Genomic DNA, 21,092 nt, shown 5'->3' with positions numbered 1-21,092 from the left:
CCCCTGGGCTCACAGGTCGCCGTAGTCGGGGGTCATGACGGCGGCCAGGGTCAGGTGGGTGGCCGCCTCCTCGGGCCGCCCCTGCCGCTGGAGCGTACGGCCGAGCAGGTGGCGGACGTAGGAGTCGTCGGGCACGTCGGCGACCAGCTCCTCCAGGGCCGTACGCGCCCGTCCGAGCTGGGCCGAGGCGAAGTACGCCCGCGCGGCCAGCAGCCGCACCCCGCGGTCGGTGCCGTGCTCGTCGAGCAGCGGCCGCAGCAGCGTCAGCGCGCCGAGCGGGTCGCGCTGGTCGAGCAGCGACTCGGCGTGCCGCAGGCGCTCCACCTCGGCGGGCAGCCGCCTGGCCGGCTGACCGGCGGCGTCGGCCAGGAAGTCCCTGATCACGTCGGGCGGCTGGGCCCCGGCCAGGGCACGCCCGCCCACCACGATCGTCGGCGACGTGCGCACGCCCTTGGCCTTGCCCGTGAGCAGCAGCTCCCGCACCAGATCGGCGCCGCGCCCGTCCCACGGCACCCCGGACTCGGCGGCGATCGCCGACAACACTCCGGGGTCGCCGATGTCGAGGGTCTGGACGAAGTGGGCCGTCAGCACCCGCTCGACCACGGCCGACTGCAGCGCCGCGCCGCCCGTCTCGTACGCCAGGGCGATCAGCCGGTGCGCGTCCAGCGTGTTGGGCCGCCAGGTCGCGCCCCACTGCGCCCCCAGCCCTTCGCCGGCGGCGATGCCGGCCACGCGGGCCCGGTTGTCGGACGGGGACAGGCCCGGCGAGCAGACCTGCAACGCCTCCTCGACCATCGGGTCGCTCAGCAGCCCGGCCAGGGGCTCGGCCTTGGCCGGCGCCGACGGGTCGATCTGGAACGGCCGCCAGACCACCTCGACCGGCTCGCCCTCCCACGACGCGAGGGCCTTCTCCAGCCGCCGCTTGCCGATATGGGCCCACCCGCAGACCATGTCCGCCCAGATCTCGATTCGCATGACCGGCAATCTATGCGACAACTGTCGATTAGTCAACATGTGTCGTATAGTGGCGGCGTGAACCCGGATGATCCGCGCGCGCGGCGTACGCGCGCCCGCCTCAAGGCCGCCGTGCTGGAGCTGGCCGCCCGGCAGGAGCTGGGCAGCATCACCATGTCCGCCCTCGCCCAGCACGCCGAGGTCAACCGCGCCACCGTCTATCTGCACTATCCCGACGTGGACGCGCTGGTCACCGACGCCATGGAGGACGCCGTCGCCGCCGTGGCGCGCGCGGCGGCCCTGTGCCCGCTCGACGCCCCCCGCGACCGGCCGCCGGCCCCGCTGGCGGAGCTGTTCGACCACGTGGCCGCCAACGCCACCCTCTACGAGCGCATGCTGGGCGGCCAGGGCAGCGCCCGCTTCGCCGCCCGGATGCGCGAGCGGCTCACCGTCGAGCTGGCCGGCCGGTTCGCCGCGGGCAGCCGTCCGTCCGGGTTCGAGGACGTGCCCGCCGACGTGCACGCCGCCTACCTGGCCGGGGCGCTCATCGGCGTGATCACCCACTGTGTGTGCGACGGGCGGCCGGACGCGGGGGCGGCCCTGGCGTTCTGGCGCCTGTTCCGCAGCCCCGGCCCGGCCCGTTGACCCGCCCGTATCCGACCCCTCCCGCTTGGTACGCTCCCGGCGGGACACACCCCCGTTCCAGGACGACACGATGACCTTGCTGCCCGACGACCTCAGGACCGCGCTCGACTCGGCCCTGGCCCGCTACGCGCCCCACGACCTGTCCCGCGCCATGGAACAGCTCGCCGAGCGCTACCGCACCGGCCCGTCCGCCGCCGCCCCCCACCTGCGCACCCCGGCCGACATCGCGGCCTACGCCGCCTACCGCATGCCCGCCACGTACGCCGCCGCGGGCGCGGCCATGCGCCAGGCCGCCGCCAGGACACCGGGCTTCGCGCCGCGGACCCAGCTCGACGTGGGCGGCGGCACCGGGGCGGCGCTCTGGGCGGCCGGGGCCGTCTGGCCCACGCTGGAGCGCGTCACCGTGCTCGAACACGACCCCCAGATCATCGACCTCGGCCGGCGGCTGGCCAGGACCGCGCCCGTGCGCGACGTCACCTGGCGGCACGCCTCGATCGACCCCGGGCTCGACCGGCCCGCGGCCGACCTGGTCACCATGTCGTACGCGCTGAACGAGCTGCCCTCGCGCCGGCACGCCGACGTCGTGCGGTGGCTGGCGAAGGACGCGACCATGGTGCTCGTCGTCGAGCCAGGCACCCCGGCCGGCTGGGCCAACATCGTCACCGCCCGGCAGGCGCTGTCCGAGTCGGGCCTGACCGTCGTCGCCCCCTGCCCGCACGACGGCCCCTGCCCGATCCAGCCGGGGCGCGACTGGTGCCACTTCTCCGTACGCCTGCCGCGCACGTCCCTGCACCGCAGGGTCAAGTCCGGCACGCTCGGCTTCGAGGACGAGAAGTTCTCCTACGTGGCCGCCGTACGGGGGGAGTGGTCGCGGGCCGCGGCGCGGGTGCTGCGCCACCCGCAGAAACGTAAGGGCGTGGTGTCGCTGCGCCTGTGCACCGGCGACGAGGGCGTACGCGACGTGATCGTCTCCAAGCGGCAGGGCGAGCTGTACCGGCTGGCCCGCGACGTGGACTGGGGCGACGACTGGCCGGCCGCCGACTGACCCCGGCGCACCGTGGTCCGCCCGCCGGTAGGGTCGGCGGAATGGATCAGGACGAGGTGCTGGCGCTGTTCGACCGGCAGATGCGGCGGGAGGCGCGCCCCGACGGGCCGGGCGTCAGTGTCGAGCGGGACGGCGACGTCGTCCGCCAGGTCGGGCCCGCACACGCCTGGAACGGCGTGCTCTGGTCCGGCCTCGACGAGGACGGCGCCGACGCGGCCGTCGCCCGCCAGGTGCGCTTCTTCGGCGAGCGCGGCCTGGAGTTCGAGTGGAAGCTCTACGCCCACGACCGGCCCGCCGACCTGGCCGACCGGCTCCTCGCGGCCGGGTTCGCCGCCGAGCCCGCCGAGACCGTGATGGTCGCCCGCGTCGCCGACCTCGACACCGCGGTCGAGCCGCCCGACGGCGTGCGCCTGGTGCCGGTCACCGACGCGGCGGGCGTGGAGTCGCTGGCCGAGGTGCACGAGCTGGCCTTCGGGACCAGCAGCCGCCGCCTCCGCGACCACTTGCTGGAACGCCTGTCCGACGACACCGTCGTCCCCGTCCTGGCCGTGGCGGGCGACCGGCCGGTCAGCGCGGCCCGGCTGGACCTGTGCCCCGGCACGAGCTTCGCCGGGTTGTGGGGCGGCGGCACCGTGCCCGGCTGGCGGGGGCGTGGCCTCTACCGGGCGCTGATCGCCTGGCGCGCCCGGGTGGCCGCCGCCCGCGGCTACGACTACCTCCAGGTCGACGCCACCGACCAGAGCCGGCCGATCCTGCTCGGGCTCGGGTTCGTCCCGCTGACCACGACCACGCCGTACGTCCGGTCCTGACCGCGCCGGTACCCTGGGCGTACCCCCGACGCGAGAAGGAGAGCGTTGCCCGAGAGGACCCCGCGCGAGCTCGGCCTGCTGGCCGACTGCGAGAGCTGCTTCGGCCTGTGCTGCGTCGCCCTGCCCTTCTCCGCCTCGGCCGACTTCGCCGTCGCCAAGGACGCCGGCCGCCCCTGCGTCAACCTCCAGGACGACTTCCGCTGCGGCATCCACACCCAGCTCAGGCAGCGCGGTTTCCCCGGCTGCACGGTCTTCGACTGCTTCGGCGCCGGGCAGAAGGTCTCCCAGGTCACCTTCGAGGGCCGCGACTGGCGACAGGCGCCCGAGACGTCCGGCCAGATGTTCACGGTGTTCCCGGTCATGCGGCAGCTCCACGAGCTGCTGTGGTACCTCGCCGAGGCGCTGACCCTCGACGCCGCCGCGGAGATCGTCCCCGAGCTGCGCGCGGCGTACGAGTCGACCGAGCGCCTGACCCGCGAGAGCCCCGGCGTGCTGGAGAAGCTCGACGTGGCCGCCTGGCGGGCCGAGGTCAACACGCTGCTGCTGCGCGTGAGCGAGCTGGTCAGGGCCGGTCACCGGGGCAGGGAGCACCGCGGGGCCGACCTGATCGGCGCCCGGCTCAAGGGCGCCGACCTGCGCGCGGCCAACCTGCGGGGCGCCTACCTCATCGGGGCCGACCTGCGCGGGGCCGACCTGCGGCTGGCCGACCTGATCGGCGCCGACCTCAGGGGCGCCGACCTGTCCGGTGCCGACCTCACCGGCTCCGTCTTCCTCACCCAGGCCCAGGTCAACGCCGCCAAGGGCAGCCCCGCCACGCGACTCCCCGCCTCCCTGACCCACCCCGCCCACTGGACGACCCCCGACCGCGCCTCCGACCGTGCTTCCGGCCGGGAGCCGGGGCCGCGGGGGCCCAGGAACAGGGCCGGATCGCGCAAGAGGCCGCCCCGCCGAGGCTGACCCGAACGGGACAGGTAATATCCCCTTTCATGCGCATGGGCGAAGGCGTCGAGTGGGGGCTCCACTGCTGCCTGGTGCTGGCGTGGCTGGAGGACGAGGCCCCGCTGTCCACCGGGCGGCTGGCGGCGCTGTTCGAGCTGCCGCCCGTCTACCTCAAGAAGCGGCTCCAGGCGCTGGTCCGCGCCGGCATCCTGACCTCGGTGCCCGGCGCGCAGGGCGGGTTCAAGCTGGCCAGGCCACCCGCCCGGATCACGCTCATGGACGTCGTCGCCGCGGTCGAGGGCCCGGACGAGGCGTTCAGGTGCACCGAGATCCGGCGGCGCGGGGCGGGGGCCGAGGCGCCCGCCCGCGAGTTCGCGCACGCCTGCGGGGTGGCGGCGGCCATGCGCCGGGCCGACCTCGCCTGGCGCCGCGAGCTGGCCGCCCAGACCGTGGCCGACCTCATGGCCGCGGCCCCGGCGAACGCCCCCGACCGGGCCCGCCGCCACTACGCGCGCCTTCGCGGCTGAACCTCCGATGACCGCCCGCAGGGCGCACACGTGGAAGGAGAATCGGGATGTTGGATGTCCCGAACAAGACGCAGTCCCGAGGGCTCGCCCCGACGCTGGTGCTGGCATTGGGGACGTTCGCGGTGGGGACCGACGCGTTCGTGGTGGCCGGGTTCCTGCCCGACCTGGCCGCCTCGCTGGAGGTCACCGAGGGCGCGGCGGGGCAGTCGGTGACGGTGTTCGCGGCGGCGTACGCCGTGTTGTCGCCGGTCCTGGCCACCGTCGCCGCCCGGGTGCCGCGGCGGGCCCTGCTGGTGGCGGCGCTCGTCGTGCTCGGGCTGGCCAACCTGGGGTCGGCGCTGGCGCCGTCCTTCCCGGTGCTGATCGCCACCAGGGTGCTGGCCGCGGCGGGGGCGGCGGCGTACACACCGGGCGCGGGCGCGGTGGCGGCCGCCCTGGTACGGCCCGAGCTGCGGGCACGGGCGCTGGCCGTCGTGGTGGGCGGGCTGACGGTCGCCACGGCGCTCGGCGTGCCGCTCGGCGACCTGGCCGGCGAACGGCTCGGCTGGCGGTACGCCCTCGGCGCGGTGGCCGCGGCCTGCCTGGCGGTCGCGGCCGGCGTGTACGCGATCATGCCGGTGCTGCCGGGCGCGCCGCGGGTGCCGCTGCGTACCCGGCTGGGCGTGCTGAGGCGGCCCGCGGTGATGGCCATCCTGCCGCTCACGGTGCTTGGGATGGGCGCCAGTTACACGGTCTACGCCTACAGCGTCCCCGCCCTGCGCGCGGTGGGCGTCGAGGGCACGGCGGGCATGTTGTTCCTGTACGGGCTCGGCGCCGTCCTCGGCAACCTGGCCGCCGGTTACGCCGCCGACCGGTGGGGCGCCGGGCGGGTGCTCCCGGCCGCGTACCTGGTCATGGCCGTGAGCCTGGGCCTGCTCGCCTGGACGGCGGCCGGCGGCGCGGCGATCGGCGGCGCGGCGATCGGCGTGCTGGTGCTCGGGTGGGGCGCGAGCAGCTGGTGCCAGACGCCGCCGCAGCAACACCGGCTGATCGCCGCCGCGCCCCGGGAGGCGCCGCTGGTCGTCTCGCTCAACTCCTCGGCGATCTACGCGGGGATCGGCGCGGGCACGCTGCTCGGCGGCCTCACCCTGCCGTCGGGGGCGGCGTTCACGTACGGGACCGGCGCCGCGCTGGCGGTCGTGGCCCTGGTGTTCGCGCTGGTCACCCGGTCAGCCGGTGGTGTCGCCGAGTGATTCGAGCAGCTCGCGCAGGGTGGCGGCCAGCTTCTCGCGCCGCTGCCCGCTGAGCGCCGACAACAACCGCTGCTCGGTGGCCAGGTGGTCGGGCAGCACGCGGTCGATCAGCGCGAGGCCCTCGTCCGTGAGCGTCACGTGCACGGCCCGGCCGTCGGAGTCGCTGGGCGTACGCCGGACCAGCCCCCGCGACTCCAGCCGGTCGAGCCGCTGGGTGACCGCCCCCGAGGTGACCATCGAGGCGCGCATCAGGGCGGCGGGGGTCAGCCGGTGGGGCGGGTCGCTGCGCCGCAGGGTCGCCAGCACGTCGAACGAGGCCCGGTCGAGCCCGTGCCTGGCGAACGTGCGCGTCAGCTCCGCGTCGATCAGCCGGGACAGCCGGGACAGTCGCCCGATCACCGCCATGGGGGAAACGTCCAGGTCAGGGCGCTGCGCATGCCACTGCCTGAGGATGTTGTCGACCTGGTCAGCCACCCTGGCAGCCTACAAGTGTCTTAGTGGTGAGGAAAATCACCTGGCAGCACGGCCCGGCGCTGAGCTAATTTGTCTTAGTGCTAAGTAATCGAACGGGAATCGTCCTGCTGACCGCCCTCACCCCCGCCATCTGGGGGACCACCTATCTGATCACCACCGAACTGCTGCCGCCCGGCCGGCCCCTGCTGGCCGCGTTGATCCGGGCCCTGCCCGCGGGACTGATCCTGATCGCGCTCACGCGCAAGCTGCCCCAGGGGAACTGGTGGTGGCGCGCCCTGGTGCTCGGAGCGCTCAACATCGGGTTCTTCTTCGCGTTGTTGTTCGTGGGCGCGTACCGGCTGCCCGGCGGGGTGGCCGCGACCGTCGGCGCCATCCAGCCGCTGCTGGTCGCCCTGTTGTCGTCGGGACTGCTGGGTGAACGGCTGACCTGGCGGGTCGCGGTCGCCGCGGCGGCGGGCGTGGCCGGGGTGAGCCTGCTGGTGTTGCGCGCCGACGCCCGGCTCGACCTGCTGGGCGTGGCCGCCGCGCTGGGCGGCGCGGTGGTGATGGCGTTCGGGGTCGTGCTCAGCAAGCGCTGGAGGTCGCCCGCGCCCCTGCTGGCCACCACCGGCTGGCAGCTCACCGCCGGCGGCCTGCTGCTGGCCCCGGTCACCTTCCTCGTCGAGGGCCCGCCGCCCGCCCACCTGACCGGCGAGAACCTCGCCGGGTACGCCTACCTCGCGATCATCGGCTCGGCCCTGGCCTACACCCTGTGGTTCCGCGGCATCCGCGAGCTGTCGGCCACCAAGGTCACCTTCCTCGGGCTGCTCAGCCCCGTGGTCGCCACCGCGCTCGGCTGGCTGGTGCTCGGCCAGCGGCTCACGCTCGCCCAGGTGATCGGTGCGGTCGTCGTGCTGGCCGCCCTCGTCGCGGCGCAGGTCCAGCCCGTACGGCGCCGAGCCGAGCCGCAGCCGCAGCCGTTGCGCGGCGTGCCCGCCGAAGACGACCTGACCGCGCGCCGATAAGATCGCGACGAGGAGGCCGGTATGAACATCGTCGCGCACCCCGTGACCGAGCCCGTCGCCGAACACGGCGAAGGGCCCGTGTGGTCCGGCCGCTGGGGCGGGCTGCGCTGGGTGGACATGCTCGCGGGCGACGTGCTCGCGCTCGACGCCTCCGGCCGGGTGCGCCGGCGGCACGCGGGCGCGGTCGCGGCGGCCCTGCGCCCTCGCGTGTCCGGCGGCTACGTGGTCGCCGGTGAGCGCGAGCTGCTGCTGGCCGACTCCGACGACCTCGACGCGCCGCTGCGCTCGCTCGGCCAGGCGTGGAACGACCCCACCGTACGCATGAACGACGGCGGTTGCGACCCCGAGGGCCGCTTCTACATCGGCAGCATGGCCTACGACGGGACCCGCGGACGCGGCTCCCTCTACGTGGCCGGGCCCGGCGGCGCCCTGAGCCCGGTGCTGACCGGCGTGACCGTTTCCAACGGCCTCGACTTCAGCCCCGACGGAAGCCTGGCCTACTACGCCGACACCGACACCGGCCGGGTGGACGTCCTCGACCACGACCCTGTACGCGGGCTCACCGGGCGCAGGCCGTTCGTGACGATCGAGCCGGAGCGGGGCGCGCCCGACGGGCTGACGGTCGACGCGGAGGGTGGGGTGTGGGTGGCGCTCTGGCAGGGCTTCGCCGTCCACAGGTACACCCCGGACGGGCGGCTGGACGCCGTCGTCAGGCTGCCGGTCGGCAAGGTCACCGCGGTCACGTTCGGCGGCGCGGACCTCGACCGGCTGTACGTCACGACGTCGAGGCTCGACGTGGACCCGCGGGAGCAGCCGCAGGCGGGGGCGCTGTTCGCGGCCGACCCCGGCGTACGCGGCCGCCCCGTGCTGCCCACCACGCTCTGACCCGGCGTGTGGGAGAGGCCCGTGCTGCCCACCACGCTCTGACCCGGCGTGTGGGAGAGGCCCGTGCTGCCCGCCACGCTCTGACCGGCCGCTTTTCCGGCCCGGTCGGCGGTCAGCGGGGGTGGTCGCCGGTGGCGCCGTCGATCAGCTCGCGCAGGATGTCCATGTGGCCGGCGTGGCGCACGGTGTCCTCGATCATGTGGATGAGCACCCAGCGCAGGGTGACCCGCTCGCCCGCCCACGAGGTGCCGGGCTCGTCGAGGCCGAGGTCGGAGATCACCTCGTCGGCGGCGGCGCGGGCGCGGCCGTAGAAGGCGGTGATCTGCTCGGTGGTCTCCTCCGCGCCGATCTCGAAGTCGTCCTCCGGGGCGAACCACAGCGGCTCGCCCGCCCGGCCGAACGTCGTGCGGAACCAGCCGTACTCGACGGCGGCCAGGTGTTTGACGATGCCGAGCAGGGAAGTGCCCGACGGCGTCATCGGGCGCCTGACCTCCTCCTCGCCGAGGCCCTGGAGCTTCCACAGGATGACGTCGCGGTGACGGTCGAGGCTGGCGCGCAGGCTCTCCTTCTCGCCGCCGGACGGCGGAACCCTTCTTCCCATGCCCGCGACCGTAACAGCCGGGACCGACACATTGCCGCGCCCGGACGGGGACCGCGATACTCCCTGCATGATCGGTCATATCGGCATCAACGTCCCCGACATGCGGGCGGCCAAGGACTACTACGACGCCCTCCTGCCCTACCTCGGTTACAAGGAGTTCTTCAACAGCGAGGAGGAGATCGGCTACATGCCGGCGGACGACAAGCCCGGCACGTACCTGTTCCTCTACCCCTCGCAGGAGCCCGGCGGCTACTCGCGGCACCGTACGGGGCTGCAGCACCTCGCGTTCGCGGTGCGCGGCCGGTCCGCGGTCGAGCAGGCGCACGCCCAGGCGGTCGCGCTCGGCTCGGAGGTTCTGCACGAGCCCAAGGAGTTCCCCGAGTACCCGCCGCCCTACTACGCCGCGTTCTGGCTGGACCCCCACGGCGTCATGCTGGAGGCCGTCTGCCACTACGACCGCGACTGACCCGCCGATCCCGGTCCCGCGCCCGGGGGCTGGACGGCCTCCGAGGGGGAAGGCTCCTTGTCGGTGCCGCCGTATAACGTGCGGGCGTGGACCGGTGTGCGATCTTCAGGTGCGAGGGGGCGAGGGCTAGCCTGGAGCGTGTCGTCCCGCGCGGGCGCGGCGGCGGGCCGGGCGCTTACGACGCGCGGCCCGATGTCATGATGTCCCCGACGCTCGACCGGGAGGAAACGATCGTGGGGCCTTTCGCGGGCGGTGGGCTGCCCCCGGACGACGTCGTCGTCGCGGCGCTGCGGGCCGGGGACGAGTCGATGTTCGCGGCGCTCCTCGACACCTGGTCGCGCGGGATGTTGCGGGCGGCCAGGTCCTACGTGTCCACCGACGACTCGGCCGAGGAGGTCGTGCAGGACACGTGGCTGGCGGTCATCGGCGCCATCGACGCGTTCGAGGGGCGTTCCTCGGTCAAGACGTGGATCTACCGCATCCTGGTCAACACCGCCAAGAAGCGCGGCCTGCGCGAGAGCCGTACGCTGCCGTGGAGCGCGTTCGAGCCGCCCGCCGAGCCCGTGCAGAAGGAGCACGGCGCGACGCCGGAGGGCGCGGTGCTCGCCTCGGAGGCCCGCGGGCTCATCGGCGAGGCGCTGGCCGGGCTGCCGGCCCGGCAGCGGATCGTGATCACCCTGCGTGACGTGGAGGGATGCACGTCCGAGGAGGTTTGCGAGATCCTGGAGATCTCCGCCGCCAACCAGCGGGTTCTTCTCCATCGTGCCAGGGCGACGGTACGCGACCGGCTCGAAGGCTACTACCAGTCCGTCAAGCGGTCAGAATAGGTTAAACGGTTCAACGTGCAGAGGTAAGGCGGTCAACGTCGTGAAGCGGTTCACCTGCGACGAACTGGTGGAACTCATCACCGCCTACCTCGACGACGCCCTCGACCGGGCCGAACGCGAGGGGTTCGAGGCGCACGCGGGCTCCTGTCCCGACTGCGGGCGGCGGCTCGACCAGTTCCGCGAGACGGTCCGGGCCCTCGGCGAGCTGCCGCCGGAGCGCAAGTTGTCCGACGGCACACGCGACCGCCTGATGTCCGCCTTCCGCGCCCGCCACCGCCACTGACCCGCGCCCCCGCCACCCGCCACCGCCACTCGCGCCGGTCTGCCGCACTGGCCCGCCGCTGCCGCTGATCCGCGCCCCCGGGCTCGTCCGGTCCGGGGGAGGGGGCGAAAGGGGCAAATTTCAACAAGTCCCCAGATTTCGTGTAACGGTCTCGGGGCTCGCGGGTCTGTAAGACCATGCGCCACGCGATGACCGGCCAGGCGGCCGGCGGGTCCGGCGCCTCGCGAGCGGCCGGCGAGCCGCTCAGGGGCGTGCCGGAGGTGGAGGAGTTCGCACGCCGGTGCTTCGCCCCCGCCCCGGGGGACCAGGTGGGAGCGGAGCTGGAGTTCCTGATCTTCGACCGGGCGGACCCGGCGCGGCAGGTGCCGATGGACCGCGTCGGGCGGGCGGTCCCGGCGCTGACCGGCGGGAGCCGGGTGACGTACGAGCCGGGCGGGCAGATCGAGTTGTCGGGCCCGGCCGGGCCGCCGGCCGAGGCGATCGACCGGCTGGCCGCCGACGTGGCCGCCGTGCGTACGGCGTTCGCGGAGGACGGGCTGGTGCTGGGCGGGGTGGGGCTCGACCCGCTGCGCCCGGCCAGGCGGCAACTCCGCCAGCCCCGCTACGACGCCATGGCCGAGTTCCTGGGCCGCCCGTACGGTCCGCTGATGATGTGCTCGACCGCGTCCGTCCAGGTCAACGTGGACCTGGGGGAGCGACCCGGGGTCCGGTGGGAGCGGGCGCGGCTGCTCGGCCCCGTCCTGACCGCGGCCTTCGCCAACTCGCCGCTGAGCCGCGGCCGTCCGTGCGGCTGGATGTCGGGCCGCCAGGCGGTCTGGGAGAACCTCGACCCGACGCGCACCGCCCCCGTGCCCGCCTCGGGCGATCCGGCGGCGGCCTGGGCGGCGTACCTGCTCGACGCCCGGCTCATGCTCGTCCGCGAGGACGAGCACCACTACCGCGCGGTCGGCGACGGCTCGACCTTCCGCGACTGGCTCGGCGGCGCGGGTGAGCGCCCGCCCACCCCCGACGACCTGGCCTACCACGCAACCACCGTCTTCCCGCCGGTCCGGCCGCGCGGCTGGCTGGAGATCCGCTACCTCGACGCCCAGCACCCCGACGACTGGCCGGTGTGCGTCGCCGTCACCCACGCGCTGATCGCTGACGATCGCGCCGCCGACGCCGCCCTGTCGGCCGCCGAGCCCGTCGCGGGTCTGGCCGAGGTGGCCGCCAGGTGCGGCCTGACCGACCCGCGCCTGGCCCGTGCCGCCGAGGCGTGCTTCCGCGCCGCCGTCGAGGCGCTGCCCCGGCTCGGCGCGTCCCCCGCCCTGGTCGCCGCCGTGTCCGGCTTCGCCGCCCGGTACGTGAGCGCGGGCCGCTCCCCGGCCGCCGACCTGATGGACCTGATGGCCGACCCGGGACGGCGCCTGCCGGCCTGGCTGAGCGGAGAAGGACGGGCATGAACGACATCAAGGAACGCATCGCCGCCGAGCTGACCGCGGTGCGCGACCGTTCGCTGACCTATACGGAGGCCGAGGACGACCTGCTGCTGCGTCAGCACTCCCCGCTGATGTCCCCGCTGGTGTGGGACCTCGCGCACGTCGGCAACTACGAGGAGTTGTGGGTGCTGCGCGAGGCCGCCGGAATCACCCCGCTGCGCCCCGAGATCGACGACATCTACGACGCCTTCAAGCACCCCCGCAAGGACCGTCCCACCCTGCCGATCCTCGGCCCGGACGAGGCCAGAACGTACATCGGCGGCGTACGGGGCCGCGTGCTCGACGTGCTGGACGCGATCGACCTGGAGGCCGCCGCGCCGCTGCACCGCGACGGGTTCGTGTTCGGCCTGGTCATCCAGCACGAGCACCAGCACGACGAGACGATGCTGGCCACCTGGCAGCTCTCCCGCAGCCCCGGCCTGGTCCGCGACGGCGACCTGCCGCCGGGCCGCGCCACCGGCCCCGCCGAGGTGTACGTCCCCGCCGGCCCCTTCCAGATGGGCACCGCGACGCTGCCCTGGGCCTACGACAACGAGCGCCCCGCGCACCGGGTCGAACTGCCCGCCTACTGGATCGACCGCCTGCCCGTCGGCAACGCCGCCTACGCCGCGTTCATCGAGTCCGGCGGCTACGACGACCAGCGCTGGTGGCATCCGGCCGGCTGGCGCTGGCGGCAGGAGAGCGGCGCCGTCGCGCCGCTGTTCTGGACGCGGGAGGGCGACACCTGGTGGCGCACCCGCTTCGGCCGGACCGAGCCGGTCCCGATGGACGAGCCGGTCCAGCACGTGAGCTGGTACGAGGCCGACGCCTACGCCCGCTGGGCGGGCCGGCGGCTGCCGACCGAGGCCGAATGGGAGAAGGCCTGCGGCTGGGACCCGGCGGCCGGGCGGGCCCGCAAATACCCGTGGGGCGACGAGGATCCCCGTCCTGACCTGGCCAACCTCGGTCACCGGGCGGCCCGGCCTGCCCCGCTGGGCGCGTACCCGGCCGGGGCCAGCGCGTACGGGGCCGAGCAGATGGTCGGGGACGTGTGGGAGTGGACCGGGTCGTGGTTCCAGCCTTATCCCGGCTTCCGTAGCTTCCCGTACAAGGAGTACAGCGAGGTCTTCTTCGGGCAGGAGTACCGGGTGCTGCGCGGCGGCTCGTGGGCGGCCGACCCGGCGGCGGTACGCACGACGTTCCGGAACTGGGACTATCCGATCCGGCGGCAGATCTTCACCGGCTTCCGCTGCGCCCGCGACGCCGAGCGGGCCTAGATGTGCCGGCACGCCGCCTGGCTGGGCGCTCCCCGCGCGCTGACCACGCTGATCCACGAGCCGGCGTACGGCCTGCTCACCCAGTCGTACGCGCCCAGGCGGCAGCGCCACGGCACGGTCAACGCCGACGGCTTCGGCATGGCCTGGTACGACCCCGCCCGTCCCGAACCGGTGCGCTACCGCCGCGCGATCCCCATCTGGGCCGACGCCAACCTGCCCGCGCTCGCCGAGGTCGCCCGCTCCGGCTGCCTGATCGCGGCCGTACGCTGCGCCACGACCGGCATGCCGGTCGAGGAGAGCGCCACCGCGCCGTTCGCCGGCGGCGGCTGGCTGCTCAGCCACAACGGCCGGGTCGAGCGCGACGCGGTCCGGGACCTGGCCGACGACCTGCCCGAGAGCCCGTGTGACTCGGCCTGGCTGGCCGCCGCCGTGTTCGCCCGCGGGCGCGCCGGTCTCGGCCTGGCCGCGGCGCTGGCCGACGTCGTCGTCCGCGCGGGGGAGAAGGACCCCGCCGCCCGCCTGAACCTGCTCGCCTGCGACGGCACGGCGCTCGCCGCGACCGTCTGGGGCGACACCCTCTCCTTCCGTGCCGACCGGGACGGCGTGTACGTGGCCAGCGAGCCGCTCGACGACCGGCCGGGCTGGCGGGCCGTGCCCGACCGCAGCCTGCTGACCGCCGCGCCCGGCGACGTACGCGTCCAGCCGTTGTGATCTTCAGGAGGACCCTGTGCCCGTCACCCAGCCGACCGTCCATGTGATCAACCATCTTGACCCCGGCTACCTGCGCCAGGCGCTCGAACACGACGTCAGGACCGGGCTGACGGCCACGCCGAAGTGGCTGCCGCCCAAGTGGTTCTACGACGAGGTGGGCAGCGAGCTGTTCTCACGCATCACCCGGTTGCCCGAGTACTACCCGACCCGCCGCGAGCTGACGATCCTGCGGGCGCGGGCGGCCGAGATCGCCGCGGCCTCCGGCGCGGACACGCTGGTCGAGCTGGGGTCGGGCACGAGCGAGAAGACCGTGCTGCTGCTCGACGCGCTCACCGGGGCGGGCACGCTGCGCGCGTACACGCCGGTGGACGTGGACGCCGTCACCCTGGAGGCGGCGGCGCGCCGGCTGGCCGGGCGCTACCCCGGGCTGGAGGTGCTGGCGGTGTGCGCCGACTTCGAGCGGCACCTGCGGCTGCTGCCCCGCTCGGGCCGGCGCATGGTGGCCTTCCTCGGCGGCACGATCGGCAACCTCGACCCGGCCGCCCGCCAGGTGTTCCTGAAGGAGGTGCGCGCCACGCTGCGGCCCGGTGACACGTTCCTGCTCGGCGCCGACCTGGTGAAGGACACCGGGCGGCTGGTCGCCGCCTACGACGACGCGGCCGGGGTGACGGCCGCGTTCAACCGGAACGTCCTGCGCGTGGTGAACCGGGAGCTGCGGGCCGGGTTCGAGCCGGAGGCGTTCGAGCACGTCGCCCTGTACGACCAGCGCAACGAGTGGATCGAGATGCGGCTGCGCGCCACGCGGGACATGCGGGTGCCGGTCGGCGCGCTCGGGCTGGTCGTGGACTTCGCCGCGGGGGAGGAGATGCGGACCGAGATCAGCGCCAAGTTCCGGCTGGAGCCGCTGGGGGCGGAGCTGGCCGGCGCGGGCTTCACCGTCCTGCGGACGTGGACCGACCCCGACGGCGACTTCGGGCTGCTGCTGGCCGGGGTGTGATCGCCGAGCGCTGGCGGGCCGCGCGCTCGTCCGTCCCGCCCGGCCACCTGGACGCGGCCGGCTGCAACGTGCCCAGCGACCGCGTACTGGACGCGATGGTCTCGCACCTGAGGCGGGAACGCGAGCGCGGCGGGTACGCCGCCGTGCCCGGCTTCACCGCGCCCAGGTCCGCGCTGGCCGCCCTGACCGGGGCCGGCGCGGCCGACGTCGCGTTCCTGGAGAGCGGCACGGCCGCCATGGCGGCGCTGCTCGGCGGCTGGCGCCTGCGGCCGGGCGCCCGCGTCGGCTTCACCCGCGCCGAGTACGGCAGCACCCTCATGCTGCTGCGCCGCCTGGCCGGCGAACGCGGCTGGACCCTCGCCGAACTGCCCGCCGACGACCACGCCCGCCTCGACCTCGACGCCCTGTCCGCCGCCCTGCGCCACGGCCTGGACCTGGTCACGCTCCCGCACCTCCCCTCCCACCGGGGCACCGCCCAGCCGGTACGGGAGATCGGCCGGCTGTGCCGGGAGGCCGGCGTGCCGCTGGTCCTGGACGTGTGCCAGTCGCTCGGCCACGTGGACGTCACCGGCGCCGGCGCCACCGCCTACGTCGGCACCTCCCGCAAGTGGCTGGCCGGGCCGCGCGGCGTCGGCTTCCTGATCGTGCCCGGCCTGACCGGCGACATGGACGCCCCGGCGCCCACGCTCGGCGGCCACGTCTGGCTGCCCGACCCGCCGCCGGGGATGCCACCGGGGATGCCGCCGGGGATGCAGCCGGGTCCCGTCACCAGGCCGCTGCCCGGCGCCGCGCGCTACGAGAGCTCCGAGTCGGCCGTCGCGGCCCGGGTCGGCCTCGGCGTCGCCGTCCTGGAGCATCACGCGCTGGGCCCGGCCGAGGTCCGCGCCCACCTCGCCGGGCTGGGCGCGGCGGCCCGGCACACCCTCGACGGCAGGGGCGGCTGGCGGGTGGTGGAGCCGTACGAGGAGCCCTCGGCCGTCGTCACCCTCCGCCCGCCGCCCGGCGCGGACGCCGTCCGGACGGCCGCGGCGGCGGCCGGGGCGGGCCTGCTGGTGAGCGTCGCGCCGGTCGCCCGAGCCCCGCTCGACCTGCGTGAGCCGGTGCTGCGCGTCTCCCCGCCCCCGGGCACGCCGCAGGAGACCCTGGACGCGCTGGCCCGCTTCCTCGACGGATGTTAGAGCAGCCGGTCGACGGACGTCAGAGCAGCCGGTCGAAGCCCACCACGAGACGTTCGGGCCCGCGCAACGACGCGCTGTGCCGGTACGGCGGCGGATCGGCGGCCAGCTCCGGCCCGACCAGCCTGCCGACCAGCGCGCCCAGCGCGGCCCGCGCCTCGATCCTGGCCAGCGGCGCCCCCACGCAGTAGTGGACGCCCCCGCCGAACCCCAGATGCTGGTTGTCCCGGCGCCCCGGGTCGAAGCGGTCCGCGCCGGGGAAGCGGGCCGGGTCACGGCTGCCCGAGGCCAGCAGCAGCGCCACGTCCGCCCCCTGGGGGATGGTGACGCCCGCGATCTCGATGTCGGCCAGCGTCGTACGGGTGCGGAACTGCACCGGCGGGTCGTAGCGCAGTACCTCCTCGACGGCGGGCACGATCAGCCCGGGGTCGGCGCGCAGCCGCGCCAGCGCGTCCGGGTTGCGGAGGAACGTCAGCATGCCGTTGGCGATCAGGTTGACGGTCGTCTCGTGGCCGGCGATGAGCAGCAGGGCCATCGTCGCGATGATCTCCGGCCCGTCCATCCGCTCGGCCGCGCGGTCGGTGAGCAGCGCCGACAGCAGGTCGTCCGCCGGGCGGGCGTGGCGCTCGCCGGCCAGGTCGACCAGGTAGGCGTGCAGCTCCGGCGCGGCGGCCTCGGCCTGCCGCACCTCCTCGGCCGACAACCCCTCCGGCGGGTCCAGCGTACGGGCCAGCGCCGACGCCCAGCCGTGGAAGCGCGGCTCGTCCTCCTTGGGCACCCCGAGCAGCTCGCAGATCACCGTGACCGGCAGCGGGTAGGCCAGGTCGTCCACCACGTCCATGGAGTCGTGGCCGGCGCGCCGGTCGAGCAGCTCGGCCACCAGGGACGACATGTGCCGGCCGAGCCGGTCGACCCGTTCCGGGGTGAAATGCCGCATCACGATCCGCCGCAGCCGGTCGTGGTCGGGCGGGTCGAGGAAGATGAACGCCGGTTTGCGGGCGTTCTGGCCGTCCTCGCCGCCCATGAGCCTGCCGGAGGCGCCGAAGGAGCCCGAGCCGCTCCTGCTCTTGCGCTCGTCGGAGCTGACGCGCGGGTCGTACAGCAGCGAGACGATCTCGGCGTACGTGCTGACCGCGTACAGGTCGTTCCCCTGGCGCGCGACGGGCGTCTCGCGCAGCAGCGCGTACAGCGGGTACGGGTCGGGGCGGCTCGCCTCGTCCAGGACCTGCGCGAACAGGTTCCGCGTCACCTGGTGGGCCATGGTCGTCCTCCAGCTCTCATTCCAGGGGCGGCGCGGTCAGCGGCGAGCGGGGGTCGCGCTCGCGCGGCGCCTCGCGCGCGGTCGGGCCCTGACCGGTCACCGCGGCCGTCGGGCTGTGCGTGGACTGGCCGTTCACGGCCAGTCCTGCGGGCACCGGCAGCGGCGTGCGCGGCCCGTCGGCGGCCCGCAGGTCGGGCGGGAAGGGCGCGGCCGACTCGATGAGCGCGGCGTAGGCGGGCAGCGAGCGCGGCGCGTCCACCGCGACCGCCGCCACGCACCGGCCCCGCCGGCCGAAACAGGCCACGAAGCGGCGTTCGGCCACCGAACCCTGCGTGACCACCACCTCGTCGGCGATCGTCGGCAGCCCGACGGACTTGATGCTCACCCCGAACTGGTAGGACCAGAACGCCGGCAGCCCCCGGTGCGGGCGCGGCCGGTCGGCGAGCATGTTGTGCGCGGCGGTGGCCGCCTGGCGCACCGCGTTGTCCCAGTGCTCCACGGCCAGCAGCAGGCCGTCGTAGTGCGGGTGCGGCCAGCGGGCCACGTCCCCCGCGACGAACACGTCGGAGGTGACGACCGCGTCGGCGTCGAAGGCCCGGCACCCGGCGTCGCACACCACCCCGCGCGCGTCCGCGGCCAGGCCGGACCCGGCCAGCCATTCGGTGTTGCGGGTCGCGCCTAGCGCGATCACCGCGACCTCGACGGGCAGGACGTCGCCGTCGGACAGGTGCGCCGCGCGCAGGCGGCCCGCCGCGTCGCCCTCAAGGGCCATCACCGTGGTGTTCACGCGCAGGTCCACGCCGTGCTCGCGGTGCAGCCGCGCGGCCACGCTCCCGGCCGCCGTGCCCAGGGCGCCGGCGAGCGGGGCCGGGCCGCGTTCCGCGACCGTCACGGCCAGGCCCTTCTCGCGGCAGACGGAGGCGATCTCCGAGCCGGTGAACCCGCCGCCGATCACCAGTACGCGGCTCGGCCCGGCGGCCAGGGCGGCCCTCAGGCGCGCGGCGTCGTCGCGTCCGCGCAGGGTGAACACGCCGTCCAGGGCCGCCTCGGCGGGGTCGGGCCAGGGGCGCGCCCGCGTGCCGGTGGCGACCAGCACCCGGTCGAAGCCGACCTCGCGCCCGCCGGCCAGGCGTACCTGCCGTGTCCGCAGGTCGAGGGCGGTGGCGGGCTCGCCGAGCAGCCAGCGTGCCTGCAACCCCTCGGCCGCGACGAGCGTGGTGCCCCCGGGCGAGGCGCGTCCGGCCAGCACCTGCTTGGACAGCGGCGGCCGGTCGTAGGGTTCGTACGGCTCGTCGCCGATCAGGGTCAGCTCCCCGGTGAAGCCCTCCGCGCGCAGCGTCTCGGCGGCCCGCAGCCCGGCCAGCGAGGCGCCCACGATCACCGCGCTACGCATGGTCGCCCGGCGAGAACGTGATCGCCTGGACCGGGCAGGCGGCGGCGGCCTCCCGTACCTGGTCGCGCAGGGCGTCGGCGGGGGCGTAGTCGTACTCGAGGGATTCGGCGCCGTGGAAGCGGAAGACCGACGGCGCCGCGAACACGCACTGCCCGTAGCTCAGGCAGCGGTTCAGGTCGACGAGCACTCTCATGTCCGCCACGTTACGAACGGCCGCTCCAGCCGCGTTCCAACCTGATCCCAAGTTTTCCTGATATGCGGTCTGGGCGGCGGCCGTTGGAGGGGGCGGCGTCCACCTCGCGCCGCCGGGTGGGAAGGGCCACCCGCGGCGTCGGCCGGTCCGTCTGCGCCACCGGGACAGCAGTCCGGCGTCCCGGGCGCCCGACGCCGGCGCGGAACGTCGCCCTTGACTTGGACCCGCGCGACGGCCGCCCGGTTCCCCTCATCCGGCAACCGGTACGGCCTTTCCGGATCGTCAGGCTTTCCGGATCGTCAGTCCTCGGGGCGGCGGGGCGGGGACGCGGCGAGGATCGAGGCCAGCAGCCCGGGGAAACGGCGTTCCAGGTCGTCCTTGCGCAGCCGGCTCGGCCGGGCCGTGCCGTCCAGGCGGGTGGAGACGATGCCGCTGTGCCGCAGGACGTGGACGTGATGGGACACCGTCGAGACCTTCACCGGCAGGTCGAGCGCGGTGCAGGTGGACTCCTCCACCTGGTCGAGCAACCGTACGATGCGCAGCCGTATCGGGTCGGCCAGCGCCTGGAGCACGGTGGACACGTCGATCTCACCGAGGTCCGGCTGAGCCATCCAGGTCTCCACCACGCCGCTCCTTCCGATGGCCATCCCTCTTTACGATACCCGTCGAAGCAGTATTACGATGAAGGTCGTAATTAACGATGCTCATCGGAGGATGATCGTGGTCTCGACGTCGTACACCGACCTGCCTCTCGCGCGCTGGCGGCCGCATGCCGCCGTCCTGGCCTTCGGGGCGTTCGCCGTCGGCACCGACGGGTTCGTGGTCGCCGGTCTGCTGCCGGCCATCGCCGCGTCCCTGCACGTCACCGTGGCGGCGGCCGGGCAGCTCGTGACCGTGTTCGCGATCGCGTACGCGGTGTCCGCGCCCGTGCTCGCCGCTCTGACGACGTCGTGGCCGCGGCGCCGGGTCCTCGTGACGGCGCTCGCGCTCTTCGCCGCCGGCAACGCCGTCACGGCGCTGGCGTCCGGCTACGGCCTGGTCCTGGCCTCCCGGGTGATCGCCGGGGCGGGCGCCGCGATGTTCACCGCCACCGCGACCGCCACGGCGGCCCTGCTGGCGGGCGAGCGTCAGCGCGGGCGGGCGATCTCGACCGTGATACTCGGGGCGACGTCCTCGCTGGTCCTGGGCGCCCCCCTCGGCACGGTGGTCGGCGGGCTGCTGGACTGGCGCGTCACGATGTGGGCGGTCACCGCCCTGGGGCTGCTCGCGGCGCCGGCCATCGCGCTGCGCCTCCCGGCGGTGCACGGCGGCGGGAAGGGCGGCCTGCAAGCCTTCCTGGCCCCGCTGCGCGATCGGCGGATCGTCGCCGTGCTGGCGACGACGGTCGTGGCGTTCGTGGCCGTCTACATCCCGTACGCCTACATCAGCCAGATCTTCGCCCCCGCCGCTCCCGACGGCTCCACGCTGGCGGTCCTGCTGCTGGTCTTCGGCCTGTCCGGTACGGCGGGCAACCTCACCGCCGGCCGCCTGGCCGACCGGTACGGGCCCCGGCGCGTGGTCGTGACCGTGATGCTCGCCCTGGCCGTCGCGCTCGTCCTCACCCCGCTGGGCCGCGACGTGTTCGCGGCGGCCGTGGCGGCCGTCGTGGTGATCGGCTTCCTGTCGTTCTCCATCACCGCGCCGCAGCAGCACCTGGTGATCACTATGGCGGGCCCCGGCGCCGGAACCGTCACCGCGCTCTACCAGTCGGCGCTCTACCTCGCCGTGTCGCTGTCGGGCGCCGCCGGGGCGATCGGCCTCGAATGGCAGGGCCCGGCCAGCCTGCCGTGGCTGGCCGCGCCGCTGGCGGCGGCCGCCGCGGCGCTCACGGCCGTCGCGTCGCGCAGGCTTCCGAGGTAACCCGGACAGCTATGGCGTCATTGTGGCGTCACTTCGCA

The 21,092-nt window shown here is 74.8% G+C and carries 24 protein-coding genes; 17 read left to right on the top strand and 7 right to left on the bottom strand.

Annotated features, from left to right (window positions below; all coding sequences use genetic code 11):
• Positions 1-9: 9 nt before the first annotated feature.
• On the bottom strand, positions 10-975 hold the full coding sequence (locus tag IEZ27_RS28400) for a DsbA family protein (RefSeq protein WP_189650056.1): 966 nt from the start codon (positions 973-975) through the stop codon (positions 10-12).
• Between the two features lie 57 nt (positions 976-1,032).
• Here IEZ27_RS28400 and IEZ27_RS28395 point away from each other — a divergent pair, with 57 nt between their 5' ends.
• The 6 genes from IEZ27_RS28395 (at position 1,033) to IEZ27_RS28370 (ending at position 6,151) form a co-directional block, all read left to right on the top strand.
• On the top strand, positions 1,033-1,599 hold the full coding sequence (locus tag IEZ27_RS28395) for a TetR/AcrR family transcriptional regulator (protein WP_189650055.1): 567 nt from the start codon (positions 1,033-1,035) through the stop codon (positions 1,597-1,599).
• A 70-nt stretch (positions 1,600-1,669) separates the two neighbouring features.
• Complete coding sequence (locus IEZ27_RS28390) at positions 1,670-2,644, top strand: small ribosomal subunit Rsm22 family protein (protein ID WP_189650054.1); 975 nt, start codon at positions 1,670-1,672, stop codon at positions 2,642-2,644.
• 41 nt (positions 2,645-2,685) lie between these two features.
• Complete coding sequence (locus IEZ27_RS28385; protein WP_189650053.1) at positions 2,686-3,453, top strand: GNAT family N-acetyltransferase; 768 nt, start codon at positions 2,686-2,688, stop codon at positions 3,451-3,453.
• Positions 3,454-3,498: 45 nt separating this feature from the next.
• Entirely contained in the window at positions 3,499-4,410 is a 912-nt protein-coding gene (locus IEZ27_RS28380) for a pentapeptide repeat-containing protein (RefSeq protein ID WP_189650052.1), read from the top strand.
• A gap of 29 nt (positions 4,411-4,439) precedes the next feature.
• The gene (locus tag IEZ27_RS28375; RefSeq protein WP_189650051.1) at positions 4,440-4,919 is read left to right on the top strand and encodes an RrF2 family transcriptional regulator; all 480 of its coding nucleotides are present in this window, start codon (positions 4,440-4,442) and stop codon (positions 4,917-4,919) included.
• Between the two features lie 47 nt (positions 4,920-4,966).
• Positions 4,967-6,151: an MFS transporter gene (locus tag IEZ27_RS28370; RefSeq protein ID WP_189650050.1), complete on the top strand. Its 1,185-nt coding sequence runs from the start codon at positions 4,967-4,969 to the stop codon at positions 6,149-6,151.
• Here IEZ27_RS28370 and IEZ27_RS28365 read toward each other — a convergent pair.
• Complete coding sequence (locus IEZ27_RS28365) at positions 6,128-6,625, bottom strand: MarR family winged helix-turn-helix transcriptional regulator (protein ID WP_189650049.1); 498 nt, start codon at positions 6,623-6,625, stop codon at positions 6,128-6,130. The two genes, IEZ27_RS28370 and IEZ27_RS28365, sit on opposite strands and share 24 nt — an antisense overlap.
• Positions 6,626-6,702: 77 nt before the next feature.
• Here IEZ27_RS28365 and IEZ27_RS28360 point away from each other — a divergent pair, with 77 nt between their 5' ends.
• Together IEZ27_RS28360 and IEZ27_RS28355 are read left to right on the top strand one after the other, a co-directional pair.
• Positions 6,703-7,629, top strand: a complete 927-nt coding sequence (locus tag IEZ27_RS28360) for an EamA family transporter (protein WP_189650048.1) — start codon at positions 6,703-6,705, stop codon at positions 7,627-7,629.
• Between the two features lie 21 nt (positions 7,630-7,650).
• Complete coding sequence (locus IEZ27_RS28355; RefSeq protein WP_189650047.1) at positions 7,651-8,514, top strand: SMP-30/gluconolactonase/LRE family protein; 864 nt, start codon at positions 7,651-7,653, stop codon at positions 8,512-8,514.
• Between the two features lie 112 nt (positions 8,515-8,626).
• Here the strand turns inward: IEZ27_RS28355 and IEZ27_RS28350 are convergent, their stop codons facing one another.
• Positions 8,627-9,115 carry a DinB family protein gene (locus IEZ27_RS28350; RefSeq protein ID WP_125637823.1) on the bottom strand — a complete coding sequence of 163 codons (489 nt, stop codon included), beginning with the start codon at positions 9,113-9,115 and terminating at the stop codon, positions 8,627-8,629.
• Positions 9,116-9,182: 67 nt separating this feature from the next.
• Here IEZ27_RS28350 and IEZ27_RS28345 point away from each other — a divergent pair, with 67 nt between their 5' ends.
• The 8 genes from IEZ27_RS28345 to egtE all read left to right on the top strand — a co-directional run bounded on the left by IEZ27_RS28345 (position 9,183) and on the right by egtE (position 16,311).
• Positions 9,183-9,581 (top strand): VOC family protein, encoded by a 399-nt coding sequence (locus IEZ27_RS28345; protein ID WP_189650046.1) that lies wholly within the window; start codon positions 9,183-9,185, stop codon positions 9,579-9,581.
• Between the two features lie 233 nt (positions 9,582-9,814).
• On the top strand, positions 9,815-10,408 hold the full coding sequence (locus IEZ27_RS28340; RefSeq protein WP_229824416.1) for an RNA polymerase sigma factor: 594 nt from the start codon (positions 9,815-9,817) through the stop codon (positions 10,406-10,408).
• A 40-nt stretch (positions 10,409-10,448) separates the two neighbouring features.
• Entirely contained in the window at positions 10,449-10,691 is a 243-nt protein-coding gene (locus tag IEZ27_RS28335) for an anti-sigma factor family protein (RefSeq protein ID WP_189650045.1), read from the top strand.
• A 176-nt stretch (positions 10,692-10,867) separates the two neighbouring features.
• Positions 10,868-12,133 (top strand): ergothioneine biosynthesis glutamate--cysteine ligase EgtA, encoded by a 1,266-nt coding sequence (egtA, locus tag IEZ27_RS28330; protein ID WP_229824415.1) that lies wholly within the window; start codon positions 10,868-10,870, stop codon positions 12,131-12,133.
• Positions 12,130-13,425 (top strand): ergothioneine biosynthesis protein EgtB, encoded by a 1,296-nt coding sequence (gene egtB / locus IEZ27_RS28325; protein WP_189650044.1) that lies wholly within the window; start codon positions 12,130-12,132, stop codon positions 13,423-13,425. The genes egtA and egtB overlap by 4 nt, the downstream gene beginning before the upstream one ends.
• Complete coding sequence (egtC, locus tag IEZ27_RS28320; RefSeq protein WP_189650043.1) at positions 13,426-14,136, top strand: ergothioneine biosynthesis protein EgtC; 711 nt, start codon at positions 13,426-13,428, stop codon at positions 14,134-14,136.
• Between the two features lie 16 nt (positions 14,137-14,152).
• The gene (gene egtD / locus IEZ27_RS28315; protein ID WP_189650042.1) at positions 14,153-15,133 is read left to right on the top strand and encodes an L-histidine N(alpha)-methyltransferase; all 981 of its coding nucleotides are present in this window, start codon (positions 14,153-14,155) and stop codon (positions 15,131-15,133) included.
• Entirely contained in the window at positions 15,130-16,311 is a 1,182-nt protein-coding gene (egtE, locus tag IEZ27_RS28310) for an ergothioneine biosynthesis PLP-dependent enzyme EgtE (RefSeq protein ID WP_189650041.1), read from the top strand. The genes egtD and egtE overlap by 4 nt, the downstream gene beginning before the upstream one ends.
• A gap of 19 nt (positions 16,312-16,330) precedes the next feature.
• On the opposite strand, the gene IEZ27_RS28305 is transcribed toward egtE, so the two are convergent.
• The 4 genes from IEZ27_RS28305 to IEZ27_RS28290 all read right to left on the bottom strand — a co-directional run bounded on the left by IEZ27_RS28305 (position 16,331) and on the right by IEZ27_RS28290 (position 19,802).
• Positions 16,331-17,569, bottom strand: a complete 1,239-nt coding sequence (locus tag IEZ27_RS28305) for a cytochrome P450 (RefSeq protein ID WP_189650040.1) — start codon at positions 17,567-17,569, stop codon at positions 16,331-16,333.
• A gap of 16 nt (positions 17,570-17,585) precedes the next feature.
• Positions 17,586-18,962: an NAD(P)/FAD-dependent oxidoreductase gene (locus IEZ27_RS28300; protein ID WP_189650039.1), complete on the bottom strand. Its 1,377-nt coding sequence runs from the start codon at positions 18,960-18,962 to the stop codon at positions 17,586-17,588.
• Positions 18,955-19,155, bottom strand: coding sequence for a ferredoxin (locus IEZ27_RS28295; protein ID WP_189650038.1), 201 nt, complete (start codon positions 19,153-19,155; stop codon positions 18,955-18,957). Before IEZ27_RS28295 ends, IEZ27_RS28300 begins: the two co-directional genes overlap by 8 nt.
• Before the next feature lie 299 nt (positions 19,156-19,454).
• Positions 19,455-19,802, bottom strand: coding sequence for an ArsR/SmtB family transcription factor (locus IEZ27_RS28290; RefSeq protein ID WP_229824414.1), 348 nt, complete (start codon positions 19,800-19,802; stop codon positions 19,455-19,457).
• Positions 19,803-19,869: 67 nt separating this feature from the next.
• Here IEZ27_RS28290 and IEZ27_RS28285 point away from each other — a divergent pair, with 67 nt between their 5' ends.
• Positions 19,870-21,054, top strand: a complete 1,185-nt coding sequence (locus tag IEZ27_RS28285) for an MFS transporter (protein WP_189650037.1) — start codon at positions 19,870-19,872, stop codon at positions 21,052-21,054.
• Positions 21,055-21,092: the final 38 nt, after the last annotated feature.

Origin of the sequence: Nonomuraea spiralis (assembly GCF_014648435.1) — a bacterium.
GTDB lineage: Bacteria > Actinomycetota > Actinomycetes > Streptosporangiales > Streptosporangiaceae > Nonomuraea > Nonomuraea spiralis.
The sequence above is the reverse complement of the archived record's forward strand: the minus strand, read 5'-3'. Positions and strand labels throughout refer to the sequence as shown.

Bases quoted from the DNA above. Each gene is read 5' to 3' on its own strand.
- egtC (WP_189650043.1), top strand. From the start codon at position 13,426: ATGTGCCGGCACGCCGCCTGGCTGGGCGCTCCCCGCGCGCTGACCACG.
- IEZ27_RS28375 (WP_189650051.1), top strand. From the start codon at position 4,440: ATGCGCATGGGCGAAGGCGTCGAGTGGGGGCTCCACTGCTGCCTGGTG.
- IEZ27_RS28300 (WP_189650039.1), bottom strand. From the start codon at position 18,962: ATGCGTAGCGCGGTGATCGTGGGCGCCTCGCTGGCCGGGCTGCGGGCC.
- IEZ27_RS28385 (WP_189650053.1), top strand. From the start codon at position 2,686: ATGGATCAGGACGAGGTGCTGGCGCTGTTCGACCGGCAGATGCGGCGG.
- egtA (WP_229824415.1), top strand. From the start codon at position 10,868: ATGCGCCACGCGATGACCGGCCAGGCGGCCGGCGGGTCCGGCGCCTCG.
- IEZ27_RS28305 (WP_189650040.1), bottom strand. From the start codon at position 17,569: ATGGCCCACCAGGTGACGCGGAACCTGTTCGCGCAGGTCCTGGACGAG.
- IEZ27_RS28400 (WP_189650056.1), bottom strand. From the start codon at position 975: ATGCGAATCGAGATCTGGGCGGACATGGTCTGCGGGTGGGCCCATATC.
- IEZ27_RS28290 (WP_229824414.1), bottom strand. From the start codon at position 19,802: ATGGCCATCGGAAGGAGCGGCGTGGTGGAGACCTGGATGGCTCAGCCG.
- IEZ27_RS28285 (WP_189650037.1), top strand. From the start codon at position 19,870: ATGATCGTGGTCTCGACGTCGTACACCGACCTGCCTCTCGCGCGCTGG.
- IEZ27_RS28370 (WP_189650050.1), top strand. From the start codon at position 4,967: ATGTTGGATGTCCCGAACAAGACGCAGTCCCGAGGGCTCGCCCCGACG.
- IEZ27_RS28295 (WP_189650038.1), bottom strand. From the start codon at position 19,155: ATGAGAGTGCTCGTCGACCTGAACCGCTGCCTGAGCTACGGGCAGTGC.
- IEZ27_RS28350 (WP_125637823.1), bottom strand. From the start codon at position 9,115: ATGGGAAGAAGGGTTCCGCCGTCCGGCGGCGAGAAGGAGAGCCTGCGC.
- IEZ27_RS28390 (WP_189650054.1), top strand. From the start codon at position 1,670: ATGACCTTGCTGCCCGACGACCTCAGGACCGCGCTCGACTCGGCCCTG.
- IEZ27_RS28345 (WP_189650046.1), top strand. From the start codon at position 9,183: ATGATCGGTCATATCGGCATCAACGTCCCCGACATGCGGGCGGCCAAG.
- IEZ27_RS28355 (WP_189650047.1), top strand. From the start codon at position 7,651: ATGAACATCGTCGCGCACCCCGTGACCGAGCCCGTCGCCGAACACGGC.
- egtB (WP_189650044.1), top strand. From the start codon at position 12,130: ATGAACGACATCAAGGAACGCATCGCCGCCGAGCTGACCGCGGTGCGC.